We start from the raw sequence: 23767 nt of genomic DNA on the forward strand, positions 1-23767 counted from the left end.
ATTTTAATTAGGGCAACCTAAAAATAAAAGAAGGCGGTATGAATATGTTATCTATAGATAATATGAATTTATTCTTAGGTCATAAACACGTCCTTAAAGACATCACTTTAAAATTGCCTCTTGATGGAGAAATAATAGGCATTATGGGACCAAACGGTAGTGGTAAGTCATCACTTATTAAATCAATTATTGGCGAAATTCCAGCAAAAGGTCAAGTTACATTAAACCAAAAACCTACACATCAGTCACTTACCCAAATCACTTATATTCCACAAAAATCTGTATTGGATTTAGATTTTCCAATAAGTGTAGAGGATTTAGTACTTTCGGGATGTTATCAAGAAATAGGTTGGTTTAAGCGTGTTCCTAAACCAATTAAGGTCAAACGTGACACATTACTAAAAGAGCTTGAATTATATGATTTACGTAAAAGACAATTAAACGCATTAAGTGGCGGACAACTCCAACGTGTGTTTATCGCGCGTGCACTTATGTCAGACAGTGTGGTTTATTTACTTGATGAGCCATTCGTAGGTATTGATTTCAAAAGCGAGCAAATTATATTAGCAAAACTTCAACAACTGAAACAATCTGGAAAACTTATTGTAATCGTACATCACGATCTATCAACGGCAGCCGATTACTTTGATCGCATACTACTCTTAAACCAGACAGTTATGTTTTTAGGGGATGCTCAAGAAGCTTTGAAAACTGAAAATATTGAACGTGTTTTCTTGAACCAAACGTCTCAGATGCCATCGTTATCAACCCAAAGAAAGGAGTCCACATCTCATGTCATTCATTCAACATCTGTTTGAGTATCAATTTTTGTCTAGAGCTTTATTGACAGCTATGTTAGTAGGTATTGTTTGCGGTGTAATGGGATGTTTAATCATTTTAAGAGGCTTATCTCTTATGGGAGATGCAATGAGTCATGCTGTATTACCAGGTGTAGCGATATCTTTTTTCCTTAACATTCCTATGTTTATTGGCGCACTAATCACCGGAATGCTAAGCAGTACTATCATTGGTTATATTTCCGATGCATCAAAGACTAAGAAGGATGCGGCTATCGGCATCACTTTTACCACTTTCTTAGCACTGGGTATCGTATTAATTAGCTTAATTCACTCAGCTACTGATTTATATCATATTCTATTTGGTAATATTTTAGCAATTACACAAACTGCTTATTATACTACATTGACTGTAAGCATTATTGTCGTTGCATTAGTACTCATTTTATACCGTCCTTTAAAAATGTCGACATTCGACCCAGTCTTTAGTCGAATGAGCGGTCTCAATACCACATTCATTCATTATTTTGTGATGTTGTTGCTTGCACTCGTTATTGTCGCAAGTGTGCAAACTGTAGGTGTCATATTAGTTGTTGCGCTTTTAATTACACCTGCTTCCACAGCATACCTCATTACGCGAAAGCTCTCGACAATGATGCTTGTTTCATGCGTATTTAGTATGGTGAGTTCTACACTTGGTATTTACATCAGCTTTAAATTCAATCTACCAAGTGGCGCTGTAATTGTACTCATTGCCGCATTTATTTATGCAATTGTATTTATTATTACACAAATTAAATTTATCTTTCGTAAAGGAGCTTATTAATCATCATGATGAAACGAATTTTAGCGATACTTTCTATTTTAATTATTTTATCAGGTTGTGGTCTTAATTCGAACAACGATAAAAATGAGAAACTCAAAATTGTAACTACGAACTCTATTTTATATGATATGACTAAAAATATTACTGGTGATCATGCTGAAGTCCATAGTATTGTACCAATCGGACAAGATCCACATGAATATGAAATTAAACCTCAAGATGTCAAAGCATTAACAGACGCAGACTTAATCATATATAATGGTTTCAACTTAGAAACAGGAAACGGTTGGTTTAATAAAGCATTAGAGCAAGCTGGCAAATCTTTAGATGATAAATCTGTTATCCAAGCTTCTAAAGATGTGACACCTATATACTTAAAAAATAGTGAAAAATCATCTAAAAACATTGACCCACACGCTTGGTTAAGTTTAGACAATGGTATTCAATATGTTAAAAACATCAAAACAGCTGTTGAGTCAAAAGATGATGCACACCGAAAAGATTATGAGAACAACGGACAAAAATACTTAAGCAAGCTTGAAGAATTAAACAAAGATAGTAAAGACCGCTTCAATGATATACCAAAATCTCAACGCGCTATGATTACAAGTGAAGGTGCTTTCAAATACTTTGCAAAACAATATGATGTAACTCCTGGATATATTTGGGAAATCAACACTGAAAACCAAGGTACACCTGAACAAATGAAACAAGCTATCGACTTCGTTAATCAGCACCATATCAAAAATCTTTTACTCGAAACGAGTGTTAGTGATAAGAGTATGAAGAGTCTTGGAGAAGAAACAGGCGCTTCTATTTATGGTCATGTTTATACAGATTCGATTGGTAAAAAAGGTAGCGATGGTGATTCATACTATAATATGATGAAATCAAATATCGATACGATTCATGGAAGCATGAAATAATAACAAAACAAGTCTGGTATATATCAGTAATCGAAAAAACTTCGAGACTTTCGTAAGAATTTACGAAAAATCTCGAAGTTTTTCTTTTAATTTAGATAATTCATTAAAGGATTTGAAAGAAGCTTATTTTTTGAAATATAACAGTGAATCATAACATGCATAAACGAAGAATTTATGACGAGACTCCTGAAGGAATAGGATGAGCGGAGAGGTGATTCAATCATGAATCATCTCTCCGCTTTTCTTTTGAGATGTATGTCCCAGACTTATTGACTATGATTAATCTTGATCTAAACGTGAATATATCTTTTTACGTCTTTTCTTTCTTTTCTCGATACGTATTTTTCTTTTGGTTTCTTCATCAATATGTTCTTTATTTAAATCTGTATTCTCAAGGTGCATTTCTTTTTGATACATATACGCGCCCGTTCGATAGGCCGCTCTTGAAATCAAATGCCCTCCTACCGGTGCTGTAATATTAATAAACACCAAAGCAAGTAATGTTCTAACACTGACATACCCTTGAGCTATCACAAAATAGATAAAGACACCGACAAGTGTTAACAGTACTGCTGCTGTCGATGATTTTGTCGCAGCATGTATCCGCAAAAATACATCCTTAAATCGCACCAATCCAATCGCACTTATTAATGAAACAATACTTCCAACAAATACTAAAAGCGCCGCAATTAATAAAAGAACCTCATTAATCATCTTCATAAAAGACACGGCCTCCCTCAATAAAACGCGATATCGTGACAGAACTTAAAAATGAAATAATAGCAATCAGCAAAACAGAATCTAGAAATGAAAATGTTTCAAAAACTAAACTCAATGCCCCTACCGTACACATCAATATAGCACTCATTGCATCAAAAGCGACAACACGATCAGCAGTAGTAGGCCCTTTAATCAAACGAAATAATACGACGACTAACGATATTGCAAATATAATCAATGCCGCTGACAATAAATAATGCGTTACGACTGTCATCATTTTGTCACCTCCATAATGAGTTCCTCATATTGTTTAATACTTTTAAGTAAGCTTTTCTTTTCCTTTTCTGTAATATCAATTGCATGGATTAAAAATAAATTCGGATTTCGATTAACGTGAATAACAGTGGATCCTGGTGTAATAATAATCAAAATCGTCAAAAAAGCTACTTGCCAATCGGTGTTTAATTTTGTTTCGTAACGTATGAGCCCTGGATTCATTTTAGGTGCTTTAAATAATACATAATTCATGATAGATACAGTCGATGTCAATAATTGATAAAGATAGACAACTAAAAATTTAAAAGAAACCCACACCTTTTTAGGATAAAATTCTTGATTAAAAAACTTATGCAGCAAATAAATAATCATAATCCCAATTACATACCCTACAATAAACGTTTGAAAATGAAAGGCATCTTCATCTTGAAAAAGCACCCATAAAATAGCAATCATTATATTTAAAGCAATTTGTCTCATTAATTATCACCCCTCAAATCAGGGTTAACACTTTTCACATATGTTTCAGCATCTAAATTCATCTTTGCAGCAAGATTTGTTGCATTTATAATAATAGGTGTTGCTAATCCAATAACGAGAACTACGATTGACATCAACATGACTACGTGCTTTCTTACTGGCTTAACAGATTGATAAGCTATCTCTGCCCCGCATAACGAATCACCTGCATACATATAAAAGAATACACGAAATAAGCTATACATAGCGATTAGACTCGTTAAAATCATCAATGTGAGTCCAATGTAATGTTGATGTTCTAATGCGCCTAAAAAGATTAATAATTTCCCAGGAAATCCACTTAGTGGTGGAACGCCTCCAATTGCTAATGTCACAACAATAAATGCCACCCCTAACCAGGGCTCTCGCTTTGCTAGTCCTTTTAATTGTCTATAGTTTCGATATCCTGTGATATAAACAATAATACCTATCACAAAAAAGAGTAACGCTTTGACAATCATATCATTAAACAAATAAAATATAGCCCCATTCACACCATTCAACGTATTTGTACTTAATCCAAAAATAATAAATCCAATTGATAATATCACTTGATATGCTGCTATTTTTTTGATGTCTCTAAAACTGATTGTTCCGATAGCACCAATCACCATCGTTATGCACGACATGACAACTAATAATGGTTCTATTACCATTCCACTTTGATTAAAGATTAATGTGAAAAATCGAATCAGTGCATAAGCGCCAACTTTAGTCATAAGAGAAGCAAATAATGCCGCGAGCTCTGTATTCAAAACAGCATAAGCTTTAGGAAGCCACATAAATAATACAAGTGACGCTTTGGCACCAAATGCCACAACAAAAGACGTTGCAATCATGTGAATCGCAGTGGGATCGTCCATTTCATGGATGCGCATTGCAATATGAGAAAAATTTAAACTTCCAATTCTCCGATATAACATTGCAATTCCTACTAAGAACACCCATGAAGCCACAATATTCAAAACAACATAAATAATACTTGCCCGTAATTGCTCAACGGATTGTCCTAAAGTAACAAGAACAAAAGATGCAAGCAACATGATTTCAAACATAACATATAAATTAAATAAATCCGCTGTTAAAAACGAACCTATTACCCCTGTCTTTAAAAATAATATAAAGGATAATAAATAGTAGCGATTAGCCCGCCTTTCCCCACGTCCGAATCCAAATAATACAATCATAAATACAACAAAAAATGTAGTTGTTACTAATAATAAGCTTAGGGCATCCCCTACGTATTGAATACCAAATGGCGCTTCCCATCCACCAAAGTTAAGTATAATAGGACGATTTTTTACAACATAAATGAGCATTAATAGTGATATCGTAAATGATGATATTAAGACAAATAGAGCGATATTTCGAGAAAGCCGTACTTGTTTATTTAACATCACCATTATTAAAGCACCTACAAGTGGTAATAATAATGGAACCGCTAGCAAATTACTATTCATCTTGATCATCCCCTGTCAACACATCAATTTCATCTTCTTGAGTTACTTTATAGGTACGATAAACAAGTACAAGTAAAAAAGCTGTTATCGCAAAACCTATCACAATCGCCGTCAGTACAATTGCTTGCAAAAGGGGATCAACAAAATTCTCCTGGCCATTAACGATGAGTGGTTCATGCTTATTTGAAGCATAATTCCCCATACTCATCACAACTAAGTTTCCAGCATGTGTATATATCGCAATCCCAATCACAATTCGAATGAGGTTTTTAGATAAAATCATATAGGTTCCAATAAACACTAAAAAACCAATTGCAATTAATAAGATAATATTCATGTTCGCCCTCCACTCAACGAAAGAATGGTTGTGACTACAACACCCACAACTGTAATCATAATCCCCGCTTCAAACAGCGTAATAGATGAGACATGTACCTCTCCAAAATAAGGTAAATGTACATACCAATCCGATTGATACAGTATGTTTTTACCGAAAAAGACTGGCACAACCGCAGTAACAATCGATATCATTGCACCTATAATCATTATTTTACGAAAATCAATAGGTAATGCTTCTAGAACTTGTACAACATCAAATGCTAAAAACATTAATATAAATGCCGAACTTAGAATTAGTCCTGCAATGAATCCACCACCTGGATTATGATGTCCCGCAAAAAAGAGATAGAAGCCAAATGTTAATATTATAAAAACGACGACTCGTGTGATTGTTTTTAAAACTAAATCATTCTCTTTCATCTTGACCTCTCCTATCTCTATAATTTAATAATGTAAATATTCCTAACCCTGCAATGATTAAAACAATACCTTCTGACAGTGTATCAAGTGCTCGAAAATCACCTAAAATCGCATTCACAATATTTTTACCACCTGATTTTTCATATGCATCATGATAAAAAATAGAAATAGTTTCATAGCTGTTTGTCTGCTGAACCATAAAAATAAATCCAACGACTGTTAATGCCATTATGAGTGACACACTTATCTTAATGAACTCTACTTTAGGTTTAAATTGCCCTCTTGGAATATTCGGCAATCTGGAAAAACTAACAATAAATAATACTGTCGTAATGGTCTCTGTCACAAGCTGTGTTAAAGCTAAGTCTGGAGCACGCATTAGAATAAAGAACAGTGCAACAGTATAACCTATACCTCCCGTTAATATAACCATTGTCAATCGTTGACGTATGAATATAAGCGCAATTCCAATAATCATAACTGTCAGTAACAAAATAATATGAAAAATATGGTATTCATATACATCAATTTGATAGAGCTCTGGAATTCCGACTATAGCCAAAGCATAAATATTCAACGCAATATAAATGATCAATGTTATCATAAGATACGTATTCAAACGATTATTCATCACAGATTTCAATCCGACACTAGATGTGAACTCAATCGAGCGATACGCCCTCTCCAAAAATATGTGTAAAGCCCATTTCTCTCTTCCTGACGTCCCCCATTTCGTCCAATCTATAAAGTAAACACTGATAAATCCCACTATCATAATCACTATACTCATGATAAACGCCCCATTGATACCGTGCCATTGCTTTAACGTCGGTACAAATGATATTAACTGATTGGATCCAGTCACACTTAAAAATGCAGGTTCAATCAGATAATGACCTATCCATTGCGGAAATATAAAAATAGTAGGTAATAAAAGTGACATCAATACCGCAGGAGCTATCAATCGCTTAGGTTCCTGTATTTTATTTTCGAATGAATCATCACCTAAAAAAGAAACTTTTATCATATTGAGCGAATAGATACACGTAAAGAGACTTGCGATAAAACCAACACTAACAATCACTATGCCCATTGCAAGAGGGAATAGTTCGAATCGATGGACATGAATTAAACCTTCAAAAAACATCTCTTTACTGATAAAGCCATTTAAAAAAGGAAATCCTGCCATTGCTAAAGCAGCTAAGGTCATCACAATCATTGTAATAGGAAATACACGGATTAACCCACCTAATTGACGTATATCACGTGTTTGGGTTTCATGGTCAATCAAACCCACTCCCATAAACAACATGCCTTTAAAAAGCGCGTGATTACATAAATGAAACAAACTCGTCAATAATATAGCCGCATACATTTCTATCATGACGTGACTGTTTGCTTGTACAATCCCGCCTCCTAGACCAACCATCGACATGATCATGCCTAATTGACTGATTGTCGAATATGCTAAAATACCTTTTAAATCATATTGTCGTACCGCTGTAATAGCACCATATAACATGGTCAACAGACCAACCATTGTCACGATATTAATATACATCTCACTATGTCCTAATATCGGCGTATAACGGAGCAATAAAAAGATACCCGCCTTCACCATCGTTGCAGAATGTAGGTACGCACTCACTGGCGTTGGAGCAGCCATCGCCATAGGTAACCAAAAATGGAATGGCCATTGTGCAGATTTAGTGAATGCGCCAAGTAGCAACGTTAAAACAATAGGAATCCACAAAGGACTTTCAATAATCGCTTCATATTTCTCAAATTGCAATGTAATCGTATTAGTTCCCGTGACAAGGTAAAGCATCAAAAAGCCTACGAGCATTGCTAAACCACCGAGGACAGTTACAACCAAAGAAGTTATAGCCCCTTTTTGACTTTCTTTTTTATCATACCAATAACTGATTAATAAAAATGAAGAAACACTTGTAAGCTCCCAAAAAACATATAAAAGAATGGTATTATTAGATAACACAATCCCAAGCATGCTCATCATAAATAAAACCAAATAACAGTAAAATCGTGGTAATGCATCAGTCTGAGATGATAGATATTGCGTTGCATAATAGAATACTACTACACCTATTAAAGAAATGAGTAAGGCAAAAAATAGCCCTAAACCATCCAACCTAAATGCAAGGTTAATATCATAAGCAGGCAACCATTCCAACGTTTCTATAACAGGCTGTCCATTTAATACAGTAGGAAGAAGCAACATAAATACAACTACAGCACTCACAGGCGCAAGTAATGCAACTCCCCCAACAAAACGCTGAATCTTCCACTTCATCATCATTAAGAGCATTAATAAAATAATGAATAATACAGTAAATAAACCTATTATCATCGAATAACTCCTTTTTTATAAGTTCAAAGCGATAGTCGTATTGACCTCTTGTTTGGAAATACCAATAAACTTCATCGTTTCATAAGATGTCTGATGCCCAAGATATTTTTGAATAATCGAAATAGAAATTCCAGCCTTATACGCGTGATATGCAAATGTTTTTCTTAGTGTAGTAAGTCCAACATGCTCAATACTTGAATCATTTGCAGCACGATTAATAATGCGATACGCTTGCTGTCGGCTCAAGCTATTATGCGTCCGCTTAGATTGAAACAATAAATCATCACAATCCAGATTTTCGCTTGTCACGTAATCTTTTAACTCTTGGCGTAAAGTTTCCGGAATCATGACGCGAATATGTTGTTCTGGATGTTTATCCCAAAAATGTATCACCTCAAATGAATCATCTACAATATCTCTCACAAATAGCGATAGTAAATCGTTTAATTTAATGCCTGTATGAATTGCGAATTTAAAAAATAAATAATCTCTTTCCGAACGTTTTGATAGATAATCATACATTTTATAAATATCTTCAATATATCGAATAGGTTCGACATAATTCATGATTCACACCTCATTCAAAAGTTTCATATACACCATTATAATATATTTATGTAACATAAACATATCTTTTTGTACTTTTTTCAAATTAAGGTGTCCTTTTTCTATATTATTTTCGATATATATAGTGAAAGGAGGTCAGAACTATGACTACAACAAATTTATCACTTATTCTGACGCAAACTACAATTACATCTGGAGGTAAAAAAACAAAAACATCAAGACGCTTTAGTCAACTTAACCCTAACGCTTCGAATGAATCCCTCATACGCTTTGCTAAAGCCATTGAAATTTTGACTGGGGAACAATACGATTCAATTGAAGTTGTAAAAACTGAACTTATTGGATAATAAAGGAGACCATTAAAATGAATACTAAAACATTAGAAATCACTTTCGAAACTGAAACACAAAAGCCATTCAAACTGACTATTCCAAATCTATCAACTGCAATTACAAAAGAATTAGTCGCTACACAAGCTCAACACATTATCAACACTCGTGTCCTATCCGTATCAGGTCGTGTCATCAAACAAGCTAAATCTGCAAAAATGATTGATAAAGCAATTACCGTTCTTGAATTAACCCCTTAATTTTGATAAATGCAAACAACATTCAATACTTGTACGCTTTATGTCATCCATCTTTTGACTTATTCACAGTTAAACATTTGAGTATTTCATAGTAGTTATTTTATGTATACTATATTGTATAAAGAAATAAGGATGATGGGTCATGTTGCTTTTATTATTAGGGCTTGGATTATGTGCGGGATTTGCTGTGCCTATACAAACCGCTATCAATTCAAAACTCAGCTTATATACCCGGTCACCGTTTTATGCTGCCACTATTTCGTTTGGTACAGGTACGATTGGGCTATTATTAATAAATATTGTCTTTTATCCGCAACTGTTTAATGTCATTTTTTCTTCTCAAATCCAGTACACTTGGTTTTTAGGCGGGATGATGGGTGTAATCTTTTTATCAGGTAACCTATTACTTCTCCCCCGCATTGGAGCATCATTAACAGTTGTAACAACCGTATCAGGACAAATTGCTATGAGCGTTGTGATAGATACTTTAGGTTTGTTCAATGTCTCATATCAACCCTTTTCTACCTTGAAGGGTATTGGTTTGTTACTTTTATTTTTAGGTGTCGTATTAATGAATCTCAATCGACAATCCTTATTAGACAAACAGCGATCATCACGCACGACGTTTTGGTTATGTATTGGTGTCATTTTAGGATGTGCTCCTCCAATTCAAACAGCTATTAATACACAACTGAGTCAAAATATCCATTCACCTTTATTTGCATCGTTTATCTCTTTCTTAGTAGGAACGCTTGTACTCATTATCATTACATCTATAATTCATCGAAATTTCCGTATCTATGTGTATCATGATATACACGGTCCCATACGTTGGTGGCATTTTATCGGTGGAATGTTAGGCGTTATTTTTGTAACTGCTAATATTATACTGACACCTCATTTAGGCGTTGCATACACGATTATCATTGTCATGATTGGCCAAATCATTATGGGACTGATCATTGACCATTTCGGATTATTAGGATTGCCTTCTATTAAGATTAGTCATCAGCGCTTACTGGGATTTGCCTTAATTATCGTAGCGATTATCATGATTCAACTTAGCTGACGTACGATGATATTGCAAACCACTCAAAACGATATATAGTCAAAAACCACTTCGATATGTAGCATTTCCAGTTACATGTTGAAGTGGTTCTTTTAAATCACATATATCACGCTGACTTTAGAATCATTACGTCAAATTTTGACCTATTGTGTCGCACTCACTCATGCGAATACTTTATAATCATGCTATATGTTATGAATGGATATTTTTTAAACCCTTTGATTATTTATCACAAGACTTCAGTATTTTTTATTGTCAGAACAATCTGAATTATGTATAATAAATGTAATTCTATCTGAAGGAGCTACCTATGTTCAAAAAGTTTTATATCATTCTCCCTCTTTTTATACTTCTTCTTATTTCTTCTTTCTTCATATACTTTTGGCTTAAACATAAACATACGCCTGCATTTCAAACAATTCATGCCGAACTTAGTGCCCCACAACATTTAGATGGCATTGTGCAACCTGATCATGTTTTTTCACTTCAGTACGCTGCAAGTGACGGAAACTTACATGAAATACACGTTAAAAACACCAATACAATTGTAAAAGGCACTCCATTAGTAACCTACTATGATTACTCAAAAGTCAATCTTATCAATGCTTTGCATAAGCTATCCGAAAAAAATCTGCCGACTGAACAATCATATGACCTCGCAATTAAAATGACAGAGCTTCAATCTCAACTCTATAAAACTATTAAAAGTCCTATCTCAGGAATCGTGCATTTGCATAAAAATAGTCATTTGCAAAAAGGTTATAAAATACTAGATATTGTATCCCAAACTCAACATATTCAAACGAGAATCCCCGAAAATTTATTACCCCAATTTAAGCTTAAACAGTCCATTCAACTGACAAATAGAGTCACTCAAGAACATATTAAAGGAACTATTAATCATATTGATCTCCAACCCATCCAACCTACTCCTTCTTCAAAACTTTCGTCATATATAATGACTATAAAAACCAAAAAAACATACCCTCTAGGCACGCATTTCAACGTAATAATAGAGCCCGCTCACATCATACTCCCTGCTGATGTGCTTTTAGATGAAAATACAGTTGTTCTATATAAGAAGCATAGATTTATTAAACGTAAGGTTAACTATGATAAAATAAATGAGAAAATTATAATTAAAACAGGTATATTTGACGGTGAAAATATTGTTCGAAACCCTAAAATGGTTCTGTAATACAGAAATTGATTTCTGATTTTGCCGTTTAAATTTTACATTTTAATTGATTTTCTTAGTTATATAAATTATTCTTTAGGTATATTTAATAGTTAAAACACTACGCTTCAATATGGTATATCTTGTAATTCAATTCATAATATAAATTTTTCACTTAACTTTTTATGATTATATCTAAAAATTTTTCACAAGCTAAGTGATGAGATGTGAATGCAATTTGTACTTTTTAAATTATTAAGTGTTTAACTATATGTTTTTATAGTATAAAGCATTAAAGTTTTGCTATAATACTAGCTATAAACAAATATATTTTATTGTTTAATGACATGCCATAATTATCATTAAATATTAGTGAATTTATAAGGGTAATTATAATGGGAGGTTTAAGTGTATGGCTGTAACTCGTGTGAAAGATTGTTTTGAATTACTATCTATGGTTACTTACGCAGATAGATTAAAAAGTGTGATTAAGAAGGAATTCCAAATTAGTTTTGAAGAATTCGCTGTTTTAACACATTTAAGTTATAAGGTTGAAGACGAATACTTTTTAAAAGATATCATCAATAATTTAAACTATAAACAACCTCAAGTTGTTAAAGCTGTTAAAAACTTATCACAAGAAGGTTATTTTGATAAGCGTCGTAATGAGCAAGATGAGCGTACTGTTTTAATTCTTATTAATGATCAACAAAGAAAAAAAATAGATGAATTGTTATCACGTGTGAACGAAACAATTAAATCTACAGATGTAAAACCACAATAATGATTGGTTAAAATAAAAATATTCTAATTTAACTTCTATATTAAAAGGGGTCATATTTATCGCAATATAAACTCTACCCCTTCCTATTTTTAAGTTCATATAGATTGGGACAAAAGCGGTTAGCGTTTAAGCAGACTCAAATAATTTAAATCATCATGAAGTTCTGTCGGCAACTCTGCTTTCTAGGGTATGAGTCAACTATTTAATTATAAGTACTTCTTTCATCTTCCCCTTTCCCAATCTTTGCTTTTTAATTTCTTTTCTAACAAAGTTCTCTTCTATATTTTCGTTCATTTTTCCCTACAATTCTAATTTGATCAAAAAAATCGAACAATGATATTCACCTATCAATTCATAACATGTACTTATAGTACTCGAGGTTTTCATCATCATTCGATTATTAAAATAAAATTGTGACTAGTGTCTTATTCTTATGGAAAACAATAAACAGTTCCCACCCTTTACTCGCTTATTTATTATTTGTTGATAAAAGATGGTATTGCTGTAAAAATTGTATATATGCTTCTTTAAACGCTGTACCTTAGCATTGCACTATAGGAGGTCTAGCTATTACTAGGCTTGTTTTCGAGATGAAAGCTCAATCGTATAAAAAATGATAAATATTAATATCATAATCCATATCGCAATTGAAACCAGTTGCGCTATCTGTCCATCCCATATGACTGCATCCACTGTTTTTTGTAAAAATATTAGTCCCATACCTGTATATTCTAAACGCTTAGCATACAAACCATAAAATGCGATACAAAACCCAATTATGAATACTAATATATGAGCATATCGTGTAATAACATAGATGCCTAAATCTAAATCATAAGCATTCATCAGTATCACAATTATCGCCATAATCGCTAAAATAACACCTGTATAACTTTCCATCTTATTACGATATAAATAGTTTTTCTTCATAATTCTTGAATAAATCAGAACGGATATTGGTAAGATTACAACCATATAAACAATCGAGAGACCTGTTGCTGCCCCAAATGAAACAAGCTGTTTATCATATAAATAGGACATTAAAATAAAGTTAATAATAAAAAATACAACAGGATTAAATTGTAAGGTAAAAATATTTTTTTGAATGGTTAGTATAATTTCAGCAGGAGATTTTTGTCGATATTCAATATAATCAATGTTCTCTTTTTCTGATTTTTGTATATCTTTACGAAGACTTTCTTTAACATCATCTATCAAGTTTGGAGAAATGCCTTTATATGTAAGGTAATCTTCAACATTATCAAGTAGTACTCTGTCATTTGCTCTCATAAAGTCCTCCATTCTTCTGAGCTTAAATGCTTAGGTTCATTTAGCGTTATGTATACAATCTATCACGTGTTGAATGATATCATTTATCAATTTGGCACAAAGCTAACAAGACTTGCTTATTGCCTGTCTTACAGCGAAGGACCAAGCTAACCCCTCATTCATAAAAGTTTAGCTCAGTCCTATATTTACCTTATGTCCATACATGAAGTCTTAAGATTTATGCTTCAATATCAACTCGATATAATTTTAACACTTTATCTGCTGGGTTCTGAGTTGTAAATTGGTATGAAACTTTATCGTCTTGAATGTAACCATGATTTCCAGTGATATTGTTGTAATGTTCACGTGTTGTTGCTTGATGTCCTACTAACGATTTCACATCTTTGTAAGTCGCACCTTTGATATCATTATAGCTCATCGCAATACGTTTAACTTTAGCATTTCTATGGTTACTCTCTGTAGTAATCACTAATAGACCTTCATGTAAGTGATATTCATAATAATGCTCGTGACTATAGGCTGATTGTGTATGAATTCCTTTTCCATATTGCTTTTCTACATGGTACAATGAATCACCAATTTTAACATTCTGGATACTTTTTGAACCATTTTGTAATTCTTGAACAGATTTTAGTGTATTTCCTTCAGCCGCATGAACACTACTCGCACTTATTCCAAAAAACATCATCGTTATGATTAAAATAGCACTTACGAGTTTTTTCATAATAATGGCACTCCTTCGATATTTGTCTTAGAAGATTCATGATTATTATACCCTAAATTTCAATAAAATAACAATAACATTACATTATGATTACAAATCCATGTTTTTAGTTGTTTTGTGCATAAATGTTTTAACAGCTTTTAAAAATCTATCTGTTTCTTCTACAAATGGATAGACACCAGATTTTTTAAAAAGTTGATATTCCGCGTTCGGTAATTGTTCAGCTACGTATTCTGACTCAATACGAGAAACGCGCTCATTTGCTTGACCTCCGATAACAAGTGTTCGTACGCTAATATCTTGCAAAAATGATTTAATATTTGTATTTAAAAACGATTGATCTACTGCATTCTTCTCATAATCAGTCAGAAGCGCTGCTGAATCATTAACACTTTTCAAAAATTTACGCACTTTATGGTTGGAGTAATATAAATGCTTTTCTAAAAACTTTTCTTGATCACTTTCATCCCATGTTCTTATTTTTTCAGCATATTTTCTAAATAATCGTTCATGTGGTAATAAATCATCCATAGCAGTGGGGTTAATCAGTATGAGTTCAGATACTTTCTGCGGATAGCGTAAACTTAAATCTAATGCAATTGATCCCCCCAACTCATTTGCAATAATTGTAGCCGAATCAATATACAAAAAGTCCATGAGTTCATAAACATCTTGTGCATATTGATGAAAATCAATACTTAGTGGTTTATCAGAATAACCATGTCCTCTCATATCAATTAAAATCACTTGAAAATAACGTGCTAGACGTTTCGCAACCTTTTCAAACACTGTATGGTTCATATAAATAGAATGTAACATTACGATAGGATAGCCCTTTCCCATTGATCGATAATTAAGCGCTGTCCCATCTGTTGTACGAAATAATTGCATTAATTTTCAGCCTCCTTTGTCAAATTTAAAATATCCAGCAACTCTTCCAACGTCTGAATTTCAAAATCCATTTCCGAATCAAATGGTCTTAAATCTTCATCTTGATTGTGATGACAATACCAAACACTCACCATTCCCATTGCTCTTGCTGGTGCAACATCATTTAAAGGATCATCACCCACATAGATAATTTCTTCTGGTTTAACATCCAACTTTTCAATAATATCTTCATAAATTCGAGGATGTGGCTTTCGATAACCCACTGTTTCAGAAGTTGAAATATGATTAATATAATCTTCAATACCTAAAGCATAGATACGGTACTGTTTGATTTTAGTTTTACCGTTCGCTATAACTCCGATCTTGTATCCTGCTTTCTTTAAAGTTTTTAACGTATAATTTGTATCATAAAACGGAAAAACATAGCGATAAAAATGCATTTCGAAGTCATGAAATAAATCTTTCCAACTTAATCGATCAATATTAAACTGTTTAATAATTTCTTTATATACATCCGGCTTGTCATGATCTTCATCATCATCTAATTCAATAAATTTAGCCTTGAAGTCTGGCGCTTGTACACGTACTAAATAATCATGAAAACGCTCATACTGCTCTTCTATAAATTTTTCACGTGATTTTTGGCGGTCTAACAATGTTCCTTCTAAATCAAAAATAATCGCTTTAATCTCTGTTAAGTCCATTTTTTTAACCTCATTATATTCTCTTTAATTTTGACTTATTACTATATTAGTCAATCCTTCTCTCACGTTCAACTATCATTAAATAAAACATCATAGGTATACCAATTAAAGCTAAAATAATACTCGCCGGTAATTGTATAGGTGCTAAAAGTTGCGCTCCAACTGTATCCGCAAGTACCATTATTGTACCACCAATAATGATATTTAATATCATTTTATATGACAAGGTATGCTCTGTAATACGTTGGACAAACTGAGGTATGACAATACCAATAAAGCCTATTACGCCAGTAAAACCTATAATAATCGTTGACAAGATGGTTGCAAGTATTAAAACCATTACAGAAAGCCTTTGGACATCAATGCCTAAAGCCATGCTCGAATATGCATCAACTTGTAGCAACTTTATTTGAGACACTTGCAAAAACAAGCAGATAACAATAATCACAAAAGCTATTGCTATATATACAACTTCTCGATATTCAGCAGATGAAAAACCACCAAACATGTAATTCATGACGCTCTGCAGTCGCTTAGGATTCATCTGAACCATCAAAAATATAATTGCATTAAATAATGAACCAATCATGATACCTGACAATATTAAAGAGCGTTTGAAACCACCGTTTGCTATCAACTTTGTCATCATTATAACGATTACTAATGTACTAAAACCCACTACCATCGCAAATGGCGCTATCCACACAAACGACAATCCTAAAAATGTAGCAATAGCAGCTCCCACAGTCGCACCGCTCGCAAGTCCTAGAGTAAAGCTATCCGCTAAAGTGTTATTTAAAATAATTTGAAACATTTGACCCGCTAGCGTCAATCCCATACCTGCTAATAATGCAAGTAAAACTCTCGGAAGCCTCACATTCACGACTAATGTATACGTAATAGACGCTGACCAATCGAGATAACTGAATAAACTATAAACGACACTTGCAATCAAAAGAAGACTCCATACCACCACAGTTATGAAGCCTTTGTTTTGTTTATTTTTCATAAATCGCATCTCTCAATTTTTTAAGTCCATCGTCCAAGCGTGGACCCGGACGTGATAATAAGTCGTCATTGACTGCGACTACACGCTGATTTTTCACAGCATTGACTACTTCAAATCCACTACGCCCTTCAACTTCCTTTTGATACTCTTTATTTGACGTGCCAGATATAGAAACCATAACATCCGGATTTTTCTGAATCACTTGTTCTTTACTCACTTTCGGCCAGTTATCTACATCACTGAATACATTTTTAGATTTAAGTTGTTTTAACATGTCATTTAAGAACGTATGATTCCCAACTGTGTATATTTCTGGTTCAGATGATACTTCTATAAAGACAGAGGGCTTTGTTTGAGCTTGAGGTATTTCTTCAACAACAGCTTTAATATGATTTTGTGTCTCTTTCACTAAAGCATCCGCTTCTTTTTCTTTGCCTGTTAATTGACCAATATCTTCAAATGTGTCATACATCTCATGGATAGACTGTGCATCTTTCACATATTCTACATGTATACCACTTTTCTCAAGGCTCTCGAGCACCTTCCCTTGTGAAGCCTTTTGTGTTTCATGTGCCAAAATCAAATCCGGTTGTGCTTTAATTAACGCTTCTTTATCTAAGTTCATCGCATCAAATTGCATTTTATCTTTAACTTCTTTTGGATAATCATCCACCGTAGAAACACCTATAACCGCATCACCTAAGCCTAGCTCATATAAAATTTCTGTATTACTCGGCATCAGTGAGATAATACGTTGTGGATCTTTATCTGAAGACTCTTTTGTATCTCCAGGTTGCTCCCCTTTAAAATTACAACCAGCTAATATTATCATAGTCATTAACACGATAATTCCAAATTGCCTTATCTTCATTGCTTTTGACTCCTCACTTCAGATTTCGATTCTATCATAACATTTTTGTATGTAGAGACGTAGACTTTTTTATGATTATGACGCTTCCATGCTATCTCTAAAAACATACTAAGATTAGCTGTGAAAGAAATTAAGACATCTATGTGATAAATTACTTAAATCTATGCATGAAAAAGATTTGTTTGATAAAGAGATGATTAAATGAGCTAAGACAACTGATGCGTTTGAAAATATCGTTTCTATTCCTGGGTTAGGAGAATTAACCACTGCTTTACTGATTGGAGAGCTTGGAGATATTACACATTTTGAAACAAACAAACAACTCAATGCGTATGTCGGAATTGATATAAAACGTTATCAATCAGGTAATTCTATGAGCAGAGATACAATTAATAAAAGAGGTAATAAGAAAGCTAGACGCTTATTGTTTCTAATTATTATGAATATCATTAGAGGACGAAATCGTTATAAAAATCATGTTGCAGACTATTACTACAAATTAAGAAAGCAGCCAAATGAGAAACCTCATAAGACTGCAGTCATAGCTAGTGTGAATCGTTTGTTAAAAACCATTCATTATCTTATTACTAACAATCAATTATATGATTATCAAAAAGCACCACACTAATGTAACCATATAATCATATACATCATAACACCTTATTCAAAAAATAGAAATTGAACGGTTTAGTTCAATGATGTTAATTTTAGCGCCCAAGTACTTGACTAATCGTAGGAATGGGGCTGGGACATCAATCCCAAAAGAAAAGCGTATTGTTTGGCTCGCATTTCCTAGGGGGATAGGTCGAGCCCCGGTCTCGACGCTCACCCTATTCCCTCAGGCGTCTCGCCAACAATACGACGTGATATACATGTAATTTTACATTAAAATGCTTTAAAAAAAGACCCTTTCGTATCATTGAATGAATCATCTCATTATAAGAAAACTTCGAGAGTTTTCGTAAATACTTACAAAAACCTCGAAGTTTTTCGATTACTGAGATATTTATGTCTCAGACTCTACATCCTTATTAAAAAATCATTATTTTTTACATCGACTCTGGCGCTGTCACACCTACTAAACGTAATGCATTTCTTAAAGTGATACGCACAGCTTCAACCAATGCCAAATGTGCTTTTGTTTTCTCTTGATCTTCCGTCAATACTTTTTCCGCATTGTAGAACTTATGAAAGTGAGCAGCTAAATCTTGAATATAGTTCGTTACACGATGAGGTGCTCTTGCTTCTGCTGCACTTTCAATCATAGGCTCAAACTCAGCTATTTTTTTCAATAATTCAATTGCTTTATCATTCGTAATCAGACGATAATTCGCGCCTTGTTGTACTTGATAACCTTGCTCTTTTGCCTGACGTAATATAGAACAAATACGCGCATGAGCATATTGCGCATAATATACGGGATTATCTTGAGATTGTGTTTTAGCCAATTCCATATCAAAATCAAAATGTGTGTCTGGACTACGCATTGTTAAGAAGTAACGCGCTGCATCAACGCCCACTTCGTCCATAATTTCACGTAACGTAATCGCATTGCCTGTACGTTTACTCATTTTTACTTCTTCACCATTCTGCATCAATCGTACCATTTGCATGATTTGAATCTCTAAACGTTGACTATCTACACCAAACGTTTCAAGAGATGCTTTTAATCGATTGATATAACCATGATGATCTGCACCAAACAAGTTGATAAGTTGATCATTGCCGCGTTGAATCTTATCATAGTGATAAGCGATGTCTGGCAAGAAATACGTATATGTGCCATCTTTTTTAATAAGCACACGATCTTTATCGTCCTTAAAATCTGTTGTGCGTAACCACGTTGCACCATCTTCTTCGTATGTGTAACCAAGCGCAGTCATTTTATCTAATACTGCTTTGATTTCATGATTTTCGTACAAACTTGTCTCACTAAACCATGTATCAAAATGTGTATTGAAATCTGAAAGGTCTTGCTTCAATTTTTTCATTTCATACTCAACACCAAGTTGTCTAAACGTTTTAAGGCGTTCTTCGTCTGATAATGTTTGTAAGTCAGAGCGCGTTTGAGCAAGGTCTTGACCGATATCTTTAATATCTTGACCATAATAGCCATCTTTAGGCATCTCCGCATCTTGACCTAAACTTTGTAAATAGCGCGCTTCGATAGACAATGCTAAGTTTGTAATTTGGTTCCCGGCATCATTAATATAATATTCGCGTGTCACGTCATAACCAGCTGCATCCAAAATATTACTTAATGTATCACCCACTGCTGCATTGCGAGCATGACCGATATGTAAGTCACCTGTTGGATTAGCTGACACATATTCTATTAATGTTTTTGTATTTTTAGGTGTCTCAACTCGACCAAACTGTTCACCCTTACGTAATACATCATCAATTGTGTCATTTAAATAACTCGCATCTAAATAAAAATTGATAAAACCAGGTCCTGCTATATCAATAGATTTGACATGCGCTGCGTCTTGATCAAAATGATCAACAATCGCTTGAGCAATTTCTCTAGGATTACGCTTAGCAATTTTTGTTAGTACCATTGCAATATTCGTAGAGTAATCCCCATTTTTACTATCTTTTGGAATCTCGATTTTAATATTTGGAATCTCGTCAGCGAGTTGTGCACTTTTAATGCTTTTCTCAATTTCTTGAATGAGTGTTTGTTTCACTTGTTCAACAATATTCATCATATTGCTCCTTTCACTATGCTTGATAGTTCATTTCATATTGATAAATGCCCATCTTTTCATCACCTTGATATAACTCGTAATGGACTTTAAGCTTGCCACCTTGATCTGTAACAAAATGAAGGATGCTTAACGTATGTACCGATAATACCATCTTCCCTTCTGGTATATGATAGTACGTCATTGTGTCTTGTCCTTCCACAAAATGTAATGTCATATGAATGTCGCCTTTACGAATGATTTTGACACCATCATCAACAAACTTAATTGTAACATTCACTTTCGTGTCTTCAATCTGTTCTTCATAGCGAATGTATTCAGATTTTCTCTTTATCCAAAAACCTTGTGTTTTATGGACAAACTTGTCTTTTTGGTCATTTTGTTTCACAATTTGCTGTGTCGTAATGTTAACATGTTTTTCCACAGGTCCACTCACCTTACTCCTTAAAATAATACACATTATTATAACATAAATATATTTTTAAGCGTATGCATCGCTTGATATATTTACTTAAAGTTTGATTATAAGTATAGGATATAAATCCCAAAAGAAAAGCGTATTGTTTGGCTCGCATTTCCTAGGAGATGGGTCGAGCCGCGGTCTCGACGCTTATCCTATTCCCTCAGGCGTCTCGCCAACAATATGACGTGATATGCATGTAATTTTACATTAAATACTTTAAAAATAAGACGCTTTCGTATCATTGAATGAATCATCTCATTATAAGAAAACTTCGAGATATTTATGTCCCAGCCTGAACATAAACTCTTCAATTGAATACCATCCCAACGCTTATCTATGAGATTGCTGTTTTTCATTTTATTTATTGTCGATACATACTCTAGTAGGTTAAGGCTACCGAATCACTAATTCTATCACGTATATACCTTATTATCATCACAATCATAAGAGATCATAGTCGTAAGAAAACTGTTACAGTGCCATTGTCCGCCTCTATTTGGAGAAGAATATCTACAATATTTTAACTAATTTCCCTTTGTTTGATGATTATTCATAATTTGAATATAAAGCGCAATCCATAGTAATTTTGGGTATTCAAAACACTCGAACACCTTTATGTCGTGTACTTCACCCCTACGTTTTGTTATGGCATTTGTCTTTAAATCCAAGAAAGAGCGATTTCCAACTAATATATTATGTTGATCTTTTTGAATTGTGGTTTGCTTGGATAGATACGCATTATGGAAACTATATTCATCGTGTGAACTTTTAAAAATATATGGAGCTTGTTGTTTGATGCCACCTTTAAAAATAGACTTCATAGTTAATATGCCTATTTTGTGATTATTAATAAAGACCGCATAATAAGGTCGTAATGACCAAATCTTAATGCGTCTTATCAAGATATCGTTTTCAGGTGATTTGACACGTAAGCCATGCATCCAAACCATTCCGCAAGCGTTGAGCATTTTATGAAATTGATTATGAAAGTATAAACTCCAAAATGTATCTGTAAATCCATGAAGTTTTATGTACATATCATCAAACAAATATACAGGAGCTTGGTAGAAGTATTCATTTTCCTTTAATGTTGGACTTTTTTCGTTCTCTAGATTTTCTTTTTTATACTTACTTTTATAGAATTGTTTCAGTAAAATCGTTATGATTAAAATTAAAAGACTTGCTATCCAAAACATAATCAGAACTGCACTGGATACAGGTATGTATACAATATTTAAAATGTTCGCTATCGTTACCACTGTTAATACAACAGTCGTCATCAAAATTGCTAAACTTTTCATTCTGTACCTCCTCTACATCCGAGTATATTATTATGCCTCAGTCATTACTAATGAAAACATACCATTCATTCTATAAAATTTTAGTATGCCTATAATGTCATTATTGTATTTCTTTCTAGTAAAGTCACACATAATCATACAATACGCTCATACCAGAACATGATTCTTTGAAATGATTACTTTATTTACTTGCGATAGATTACTAATCACCCATAGATATTTGACGCTCTCTTATTCAATTATGTTAGTATAAGATTCCGTCATACATTGAAGGAATGTCACAGTTTAAAATATAGCAATCTCAAGACAATTGATATTTAGAAATGTCAGCACCTATTTGTTACGCAATATAAAAAGGGAGAAATGTAAGAGCTGTTCTTTTACGCTTTACACTCCATCCCCGTTTGTCAATGCGAGCTATCTTGTTAATGCATCACGTAATTCGTCGCTTGAATTTTTCCACATGTCTTCATTATGTGATTTTAAAAAGTCTGCTAACACTTTACGGTTTTCTGCACCAATTTGGTCGATCACGATTTTATGTTTTAATGATTTGTCCATCATATTGACATGTTCAGGCATGCTTTTATACCCTCGTTTAATCGACTTATTGACTAGTAAATAAGCGGCTGTAAGACCAGCATAATATGGTCCTTTTTCACCTCTTTCAGTTGTAACCCAGCATAACCAATAAGGTTTTGCGCCTTCAACGTCTACAGTTTCAATCTCATTAATCCATTTAACACGTCGCTCTACTTCGGCACGTGCATGCATAGCACCAATATCTATAAACGCTTCTTGTTCATGTATATCAATAAAAACAGGCGCGATATTATCTAGACTTATCGACCCAATATTCGTGCCTTTATGTCCATCCAATGGGTCTTTTTTGATAATATTGAAATTAAATCCTTTTTTTTGAGTCATTGATGTGCCTCCTTTTTTGTAAGTATTGATAATAATGATATG

The 23767-nt window shown here is 33.5% G+C and carries 26 protein-coding genes and 1 pseudogene; 9 read left to right on the plus strand and 18 right to left on the minus strand.

Annotated features, from left to right (window positions below):
- Nucleotides 1–44 precede the first annotated feature (44 nt).
- Genes C7J90_RS01555 through mntC form a run of 3 tightly spaced genes read left to right on the plus strand, consistent with a single transcriptional unit; the run spans nt 45 to nt 2549 of the window.
- The gene (locus C7J90_RS01555) at nt 45–818 is read left to right on the plus strand and encodes a metal ABC transporter ATP-binding protein (protein WP_103208119.1); all 774 of its coding nucleotides are present in this window, start codon (nt 45–47) and stop codon (nt 816–818) included.
- Entirely contained in the window at nt 793–1623 is an 831-nt protein-coding gene (locus C7J90_RS01560) for a metal ABC transporter permease (protein ID WP_103208117.1), read from the plus strand. Before C7J90_RS01555 ends, C7J90_RS01560 begins: the two co-directional genes overlap by 26 nt.
- Before the next feature lie 8 nt (nt 1624–1631).
- Entirely contained in the window at nt 1632–2549 is a 918-nt protein-coding gene (gene mntC, locus C7J90_RS01565; protein WP_416060877.1) for a manganese ABC transporter substrate-binding lipoprotein MntC, read from the plus strand.
- A gap of 279 nt (nt 2550–2828) precedes the next feature.
- On the opposite strand, the gene C7J90_RS01570 is transcribed toward mntC, so the two are convergent.
- From C7J90_RS01570 to C7J90_RS01605, 8 genes are read right to left on the minus strand one after another with little or no spacing between them, the layout of a single operon-like run.
- On the minus strand, nt 2829–3269 hold the full coding sequence (locus tag C7J90_RS01570) for a Na+/H+ antiporter subunit G (RefSeq protein ID WP_103208114.1): 441 nt from the start codon (nt 3267–3269) through the stop codon (nt 2829–2831).
- Nucleotides 3256–3546 carry a monovalent cation/H+ antiporter complex subunit F gene (locus C7J90_RS01575; RefSeq protein WP_103208112.1) on the minus strand — a complete coding sequence of 97 codons (291 nt, stop codon included), beginning with the start codon at nt 3544–3546 and terminating at the stop codon, nt 3256–3258. The genes C7J90_RS01570 and C7J90_RS01575 overlap by 14 nt, the downstream gene beginning before the upstream one ends.
- Entirely contained in the window at nt 3543–4025 is a 483-nt protein-coding gene (locus C7J90_RS01580; protein ID WP_103208110.1) for a Na+/H+ antiporter subunit E, read from the minus strand. Before C7J90_RS01580 ends, C7J90_RS01575 begins: the two co-directional genes overlap by 4 nt.
- Nucleotides 4025–5524 carry a Na+/H+ antiporter subunit D gene (locus C7J90_RS01585; RefSeq protein ID WP_103208109.1) on the minus strand — a complete coding sequence of 500 codons (1500 nt, stop codon included), beginning with the start codon at nt 5522–5524 and terminating at the stop codon, nt 4025–4027. The genes C7J90_RS01580 and C7J90_RS01585 overlap by 1 nt, the downstream gene beginning before the upstream one ends.
- Nucleotides 5517–5861 (minus strand): Na+/H+ antiporter Mnh2 subunit C, encoded by a 345-nt coding sequence (gene mnhC2, locus C7J90_RS01590; protein ID WP_103208107.1) that lies wholly within the window; start codon nt 5859–5861, stop codon nt 5517–5519. The genes C7J90_RS01585 and mnhC2 overlap by 8 nt, the downstream gene beginning before the upstream one ends.
- Nucleotides 5858–6283: a monovalent cation/H+ antiporter subunit B gene (locus C7J90_RS01595; RefSeq protein WP_103208106.1), complete on the minus strand. Its 426-nt coding sequence runs from the start codon at nt 6281–6283 to the stop codon at nt 5858–5860. Before C7J90_RS01595 ends, mnhC2 begins: the two co-directional genes overlap by 4 nt.
- Nucleotides 6270–8651 carry a DUF4040 family protein gene (locus C7J90_RS01600; RefSeq protein ID WP_103208104.1) on the minus strand — a complete coding sequence of 794 codons (2382 nt, stop codon included), beginning with the start codon at nt 8649–8651 and terminating at the stop codon, nt 6270–6272. Before C7J90_RS01600 ends, C7J90_RS01595 begins: the two co-directional genes overlap by 14 nt.
- A 15-nt stretch (nt 8652–8666) precedes the next feature.
- Nucleotides 8667–9218, minus strand: a complete 552-nt coding sequence (locus tag C7J90_RS01605) for a tyrosine-type recombinase/integrase (RefSeq protein WP_103208102.1) — start codon at nt 9216–9218, stop codon at nt 8667–8669.
- A gap of 143 nt (nt 9219–9361) precedes the next feature.
- Here C7J90_RS01605 and sroA point away from each other — a divergent pair, with 143 nt between their 5' ends.
- From sroA to sarA, 5 genes are all read left to right on the plus strand, one after another.
- Complete coding sequence (gene sroA / locus C7J90_RS01610) at nt 9362–9565, plus strand: sigS mRNA-stabilizing protein SroA (RefSeq protein WP_103208101.1); 204 nt, start codon at nt 9362–9364, stop codon at nt 9563–9565.
- Between the two features lie 17 nt (nt 9566–9582).
- The gene (locus C7J90_RS01615) at nt 9583–9807 is read left to right on the plus strand and encodes a DUF2922 domain-containing protein (protein ID WP_103208099.1); all 225 of its coding nucleotides are present in this window, start codon (nt 9583–9585) and stop codon (nt 9805–9807) included.
- A 142-nt stretch (nt 9808–9949) separates the two neighbouring features.
- Entirely contained in the window at nt 9950–10876 is a 927-nt protein-coding gene (locus tag C7J90_RS01620) for a DMT family transporter (protein WP_103208097.1), read from the plus strand.
- Between the two features lie 310 nt (nt 10877–11186).
- Nucleotides 11187–12074, plus strand: a complete 888-nt coding sequence (locus C7J90_RS01625) for an efflux RND transporter periplasmic adaptor subunit (RefSeq protein ID WP_103208095.1) — start codon at nt 11187–11189, stop codon at nt 12072–12074.
- Between the two features lie 391 nt (nt 12075–12465).
- Nucleotides 12466–12837, plus strand: coding sequence for a global transcriptional regulator SarA (gene sarA, locus C7J90_RS01630; protein WP_103209694.1), 372 nt, complete (start codon nt 12466–12468; stop codon nt 12835–12837).
- 573 nt (nt 12838–13410) lie between these two features.
- Here the strand turns inward: sarA and C7J90_RS01635 are convergent.
- The 6 genes from C7J90_RS01635 to C7J90_RS01660 all read right to left on the minus strand — a co-directional run bounded on the left by C7J90_RS01635 (nt 13411) and on the right by C7J90_RS01660 (nt 18326).
- Complete coding sequence (locus tag C7J90_RS01635) at nt 13411–14127, minus strand: hypothetical protein (protein WP_103209696.1); 717 nt, start codon at nt 14125–14127, stop codon at nt 13411–13413.
- A gap of 217 nt (nt 14128–14344) precedes the next feature.
- Nucleotides 14345–14851, minus strand: a complete 507-nt coding sequence (locus C7J90_RS01640) for an SA0570 family protein (RefSeq protein WP_103209697.1) — start codon at nt 14849–14851, stop codon at nt 14345–14347.
- 90 nt (nt 14852–14941) lie between these two features.
- Nucleotides 14942–15742 carry an alpha/beta fold hydrolase gene (locus tag C7J90_RS01645; RefSeq protein WP_103209699.1) on the minus strand — a complete coding sequence of 267 codons (801 nt, stop codon included), beginning with the start codon at nt 15740–15742 and terminating at the stop codon, nt 14942–14944.
- Nucleotides 15742–16446, minus strand: a complete 705-nt coding sequence (locus C7J90_RS01650) for an HAD family hydrolase (protein WP_103209700.1) — start codon at nt 16444–16446, stop codon at nt 15742–15744. The genes C7J90_RS01645 and C7J90_RS01650 overlap by 1 nt, the downstream gene beginning before the upstream one ends.
- A gap of 46 nt (nt 16447–16492) precedes the next feature.
- Nucleotides 16493–17455 carry a FecCD family ABC transporter permease gene (locus C7J90_RS01655; protein WP_103209702.1) on the minus strand — a complete coding sequence of 321 codons (963 nt, stop codon included), beginning with the start codon at nt 17453–17455 and terminating at the stop codon, nt 16493–16495.
- Nucleotides 17445–18326, minus strand: coding sequence for an ABC transporter substrate-binding protein (locus C7J90_RS01660; protein WP_103209703.1), 882 nt, complete (start codon nt 18324–18326; stop codon nt 17445–17447). Before C7J90_RS01660 ends, C7J90_RS01655 begins: the two co-directional genes overlap by 11 nt.
- Before the next feature lie 124 nt (nt 18327–18450).
- Here C7J90_RS01660 and C7J90_RS01665 point away from each other — a divergent pair.
- Nucleotides 18451–18954: pseudogene (locus tag C7J90_RS01665) on the plus strand (transposase); the annotation flags it as partial.
- A gap of 421 nt (nt 18955–19375) precedes the next feature.
- On the opposite strand, the gene argS reads toward C7J90_RS01665, so the two are convergent.
- From argS to C7J90_RS01685, 4 genes are all read right to left on the minus strand, one after another.
- A complete protein-coding gene (gene argS, locus C7J90_RS01670) occupies nt 19376–21034 on the minus strand; it encodes an arginine--tRNA ligase (RefSeq protein ID WP_103207252.1) in 1659 nt (552 codons plus the stop codon).
- A gap of 16 nt (nt 21035–21050) precedes the next feature.
- Nucleotides 21051–21458, minus strand: coding sequence for a YwiB family protein (locus tag C7J90_RS01675; RefSeq protein ID WP_103207255.1), 408 nt, complete (start codon nt 21456–21458; stop codon nt 21051–21053).
- A gap of 563 nt (nt 21459–22021) precedes the next feature.
- On the minus strand, nt 22022–22798 hold the full coding sequence (locus C7J90_RS01680) for a hypothetical protein (protein ID WP_103207250.1): 777 nt from the start codon (nt 22796–22798) through the stop codon (nt 22022–22024).
- A 417-nt stretch (nt 22799–23215) separates the two neighbouring features.
- Entirely contained in the window at nt 23216–23725 is a 510-nt protein-coding gene (locus C7J90_RS01685; protein ID WP_103207249.1) for a YwhD family protein, read from the minus strand.
- Nucleotides 23726–23767: the final 42 nt, after the last annotated feature.

Origin of the sequence: Staphylococcus felis (genome assembly GCF_003012915.1) — a bacterium.
Lineage (GTDB): Bacteria > Bacillota > Bacilli > Staphylococcales > Staphylococcaceae > Staphylococcus > Staphylococcus felis.

What these genes read in the sequence shown, in the direction of transcription:
- C7J90_RS01645 (WP_103209699.1), bottom strand. Translation starts at nt 15,742, where the DNA reads ATGCAATTATTTCGTACAACAGATGGGACAGCGCTTAATTATCGATCA.
- C7J90_RS01580 (WP_103208110.1), bottom strand. Translation starts at nt 4,025, where the DNA reads ATGAGACAAATTGCTTTAAATATAATGATTGCTATTTTATGGGTGCTT.
- C7J90_RS01615 (WP_103208099.1), top strand. Translation starts at nt 9,583, where the DNA reads ATGAATACTAAAACATTAGAAATCACTTTCGAAACTGAAACACAAAAG.
- C7J90_RS01635 (WP_103209696.1), bottom strand. Translation starts at nt 14,127, where the DNA reads ATGAGAGCAAATGACAGAGTACTACTTGATAATGTTGAAGATTACCTT.
- C7J90_RS01655 (WP_103209702.1), bottom strand. Translation starts at nt 17,455, where the DNA reads ATGAAAAATAAACAAAACAAAGGCTTCATAACTGTGGTGGTATGGAGT.
- C7J90_RS01625 (WP_103208095.1), top strand. Translation starts at nt 11,187, where the DNA reads ATGTTCAAAAAGTTTTATATCATTCTCCCTCTTTTTATACTTCTTCTT.
- mntC (WP_416060877.1), top strand. Translation starts at nt 1,632, where the DNA reads ATGAAACGAATTTTAGCGATACTTTCTATTTTAATTATTTTATCAGGT.
- mnhC2 (WP_103208107.1), bottom strand. Translation starts at nt 5,861, where the DNA reads ATGAATATTATCTTATTAATTGCAATTGGTTTTTTAGTGTTTATTGGA.
- C7J90_RS01570 (WP_103208114.1), bottom strand. Translation starts at nt 3,269, where the DNA reads ATGAAGATGATTAATGAGGTTCTTTTATTAATTGCGGCGCTTTTAGTA.
- argS (WP_103207252.1), bottom strand. Translation starts at nt 21,034, where the DNA reads ATGAATATTGTTGAACAAGTGAAACAAACACTCATTCAAGAAATTGAG.
- C7J90_RS01640 (WP_103209697.1), bottom strand. Translation starts at nt 14,851, where the DNA reads ATGAAAAAACTCGTAAGTGCTATTTTAATCATAACGATGATGTTTTTT.
- C7J90_RS01585 (WP_103208109.1), bottom strand. Translation starts at nt 5,524, where the DNA reads ATGAATAGTAATTTGCTAGCGGTTCCATTATTATTACCACTTGTAGGT.
- C7J90_RS01650 (WP_103209700.1), bottom strand. Translation starts at nt 16,446, where the DNA reads ATGGACTTAACAGAGATTAAAGCGATTATTTTTGATTTAGAAGGAACA.
- C7J90_RS01685 (WP_103207249.1), bottom strand. Translation starts at nt 23,725, where the DNA reads ATGACTCAAAAAAAAGGATTTAATTTCAATATTATCAAAAAAGACCCA.
- C7J90_RS01555 (WP_103208119.1), top strand. Translation starts at nt 45, where the DNA reads ATGTTATCTATAGATAATATGAATTTATTCTTAGGTCATAAACACGTC.
- C7J90_RS01575 (WP_103208112.1), bottom strand. Translation starts at nt 3,546, where the DNA reads ATGATGACAGTCGTAACGCATTATTTATTGTCAGCGGCATTGATTATA.
- C7J90_RS01605 (WP_103208102.1), bottom strand. Translation starts at nt 9,218, where the DNA reads ATGAATTATGTCGAACCTATTCGATATATTGAAGATATTTATAAAATG.
- C7J90_RS01680 (WP_103207250.1), bottom strand. Translation starts at nt 22,798, where the DNA reads ATGAAAAGTTTAGCAATTTTGATGACGACTGTTGTATTAACAGTGGTA.
- C7J90_RS01600 (WP_103208104.1), bottom strand. Translation starts at nt 8,651, where the DNA reads ATGATAATAGGTTTATTTACTGTATTATTCATTATTTTATTAATGCTC.
- sarA (WP_103209694.1), top strand. Translation starts at nt 12,466, where the DNA reads ATGGCTGTAACTCGTGTGAAAGATTGTTTTGAATTACTATCTATGGTT.
- C7J90_RS01620 (WP_103208097.1), top strand. Translation starts at nt 9,950, where the DNA reads ATGTTGCTTTTATTATTAGGGCTTGGATTATGTGCGGGATTTGCTGTG.
- C7J90_RS01595 (WP_103208106.1), bottom strand. Translation starts at nt 6,283, where the DNA reads ATGAAAGAGAATGATTTAGTTTTAAAAACAATCACACGAGTCGTCGTT.
- sroA (WP_103208101.1), top strand. Translation starts at nt 9,362, where the DNA reads ATGACTACAACAAATTTATCACTTATTCTGACGCAAACTACAATTACA.
- C7J90_RS01660 (WP_103209703.1), bottom strand. Translation starts at nt 18,326, where the DNA reads ATGAAGATAAGGCAATTTGGAATTATCGTGTTAATGACTATGATAATA.
- C7J90_RS01560 (WP_103208117.1), top strand. Translation starts at nt 793, where the DNA reads ATGTCATTCATTCAACATCTGTTTGAGTATCAATTTTTGTCTAGAGCT.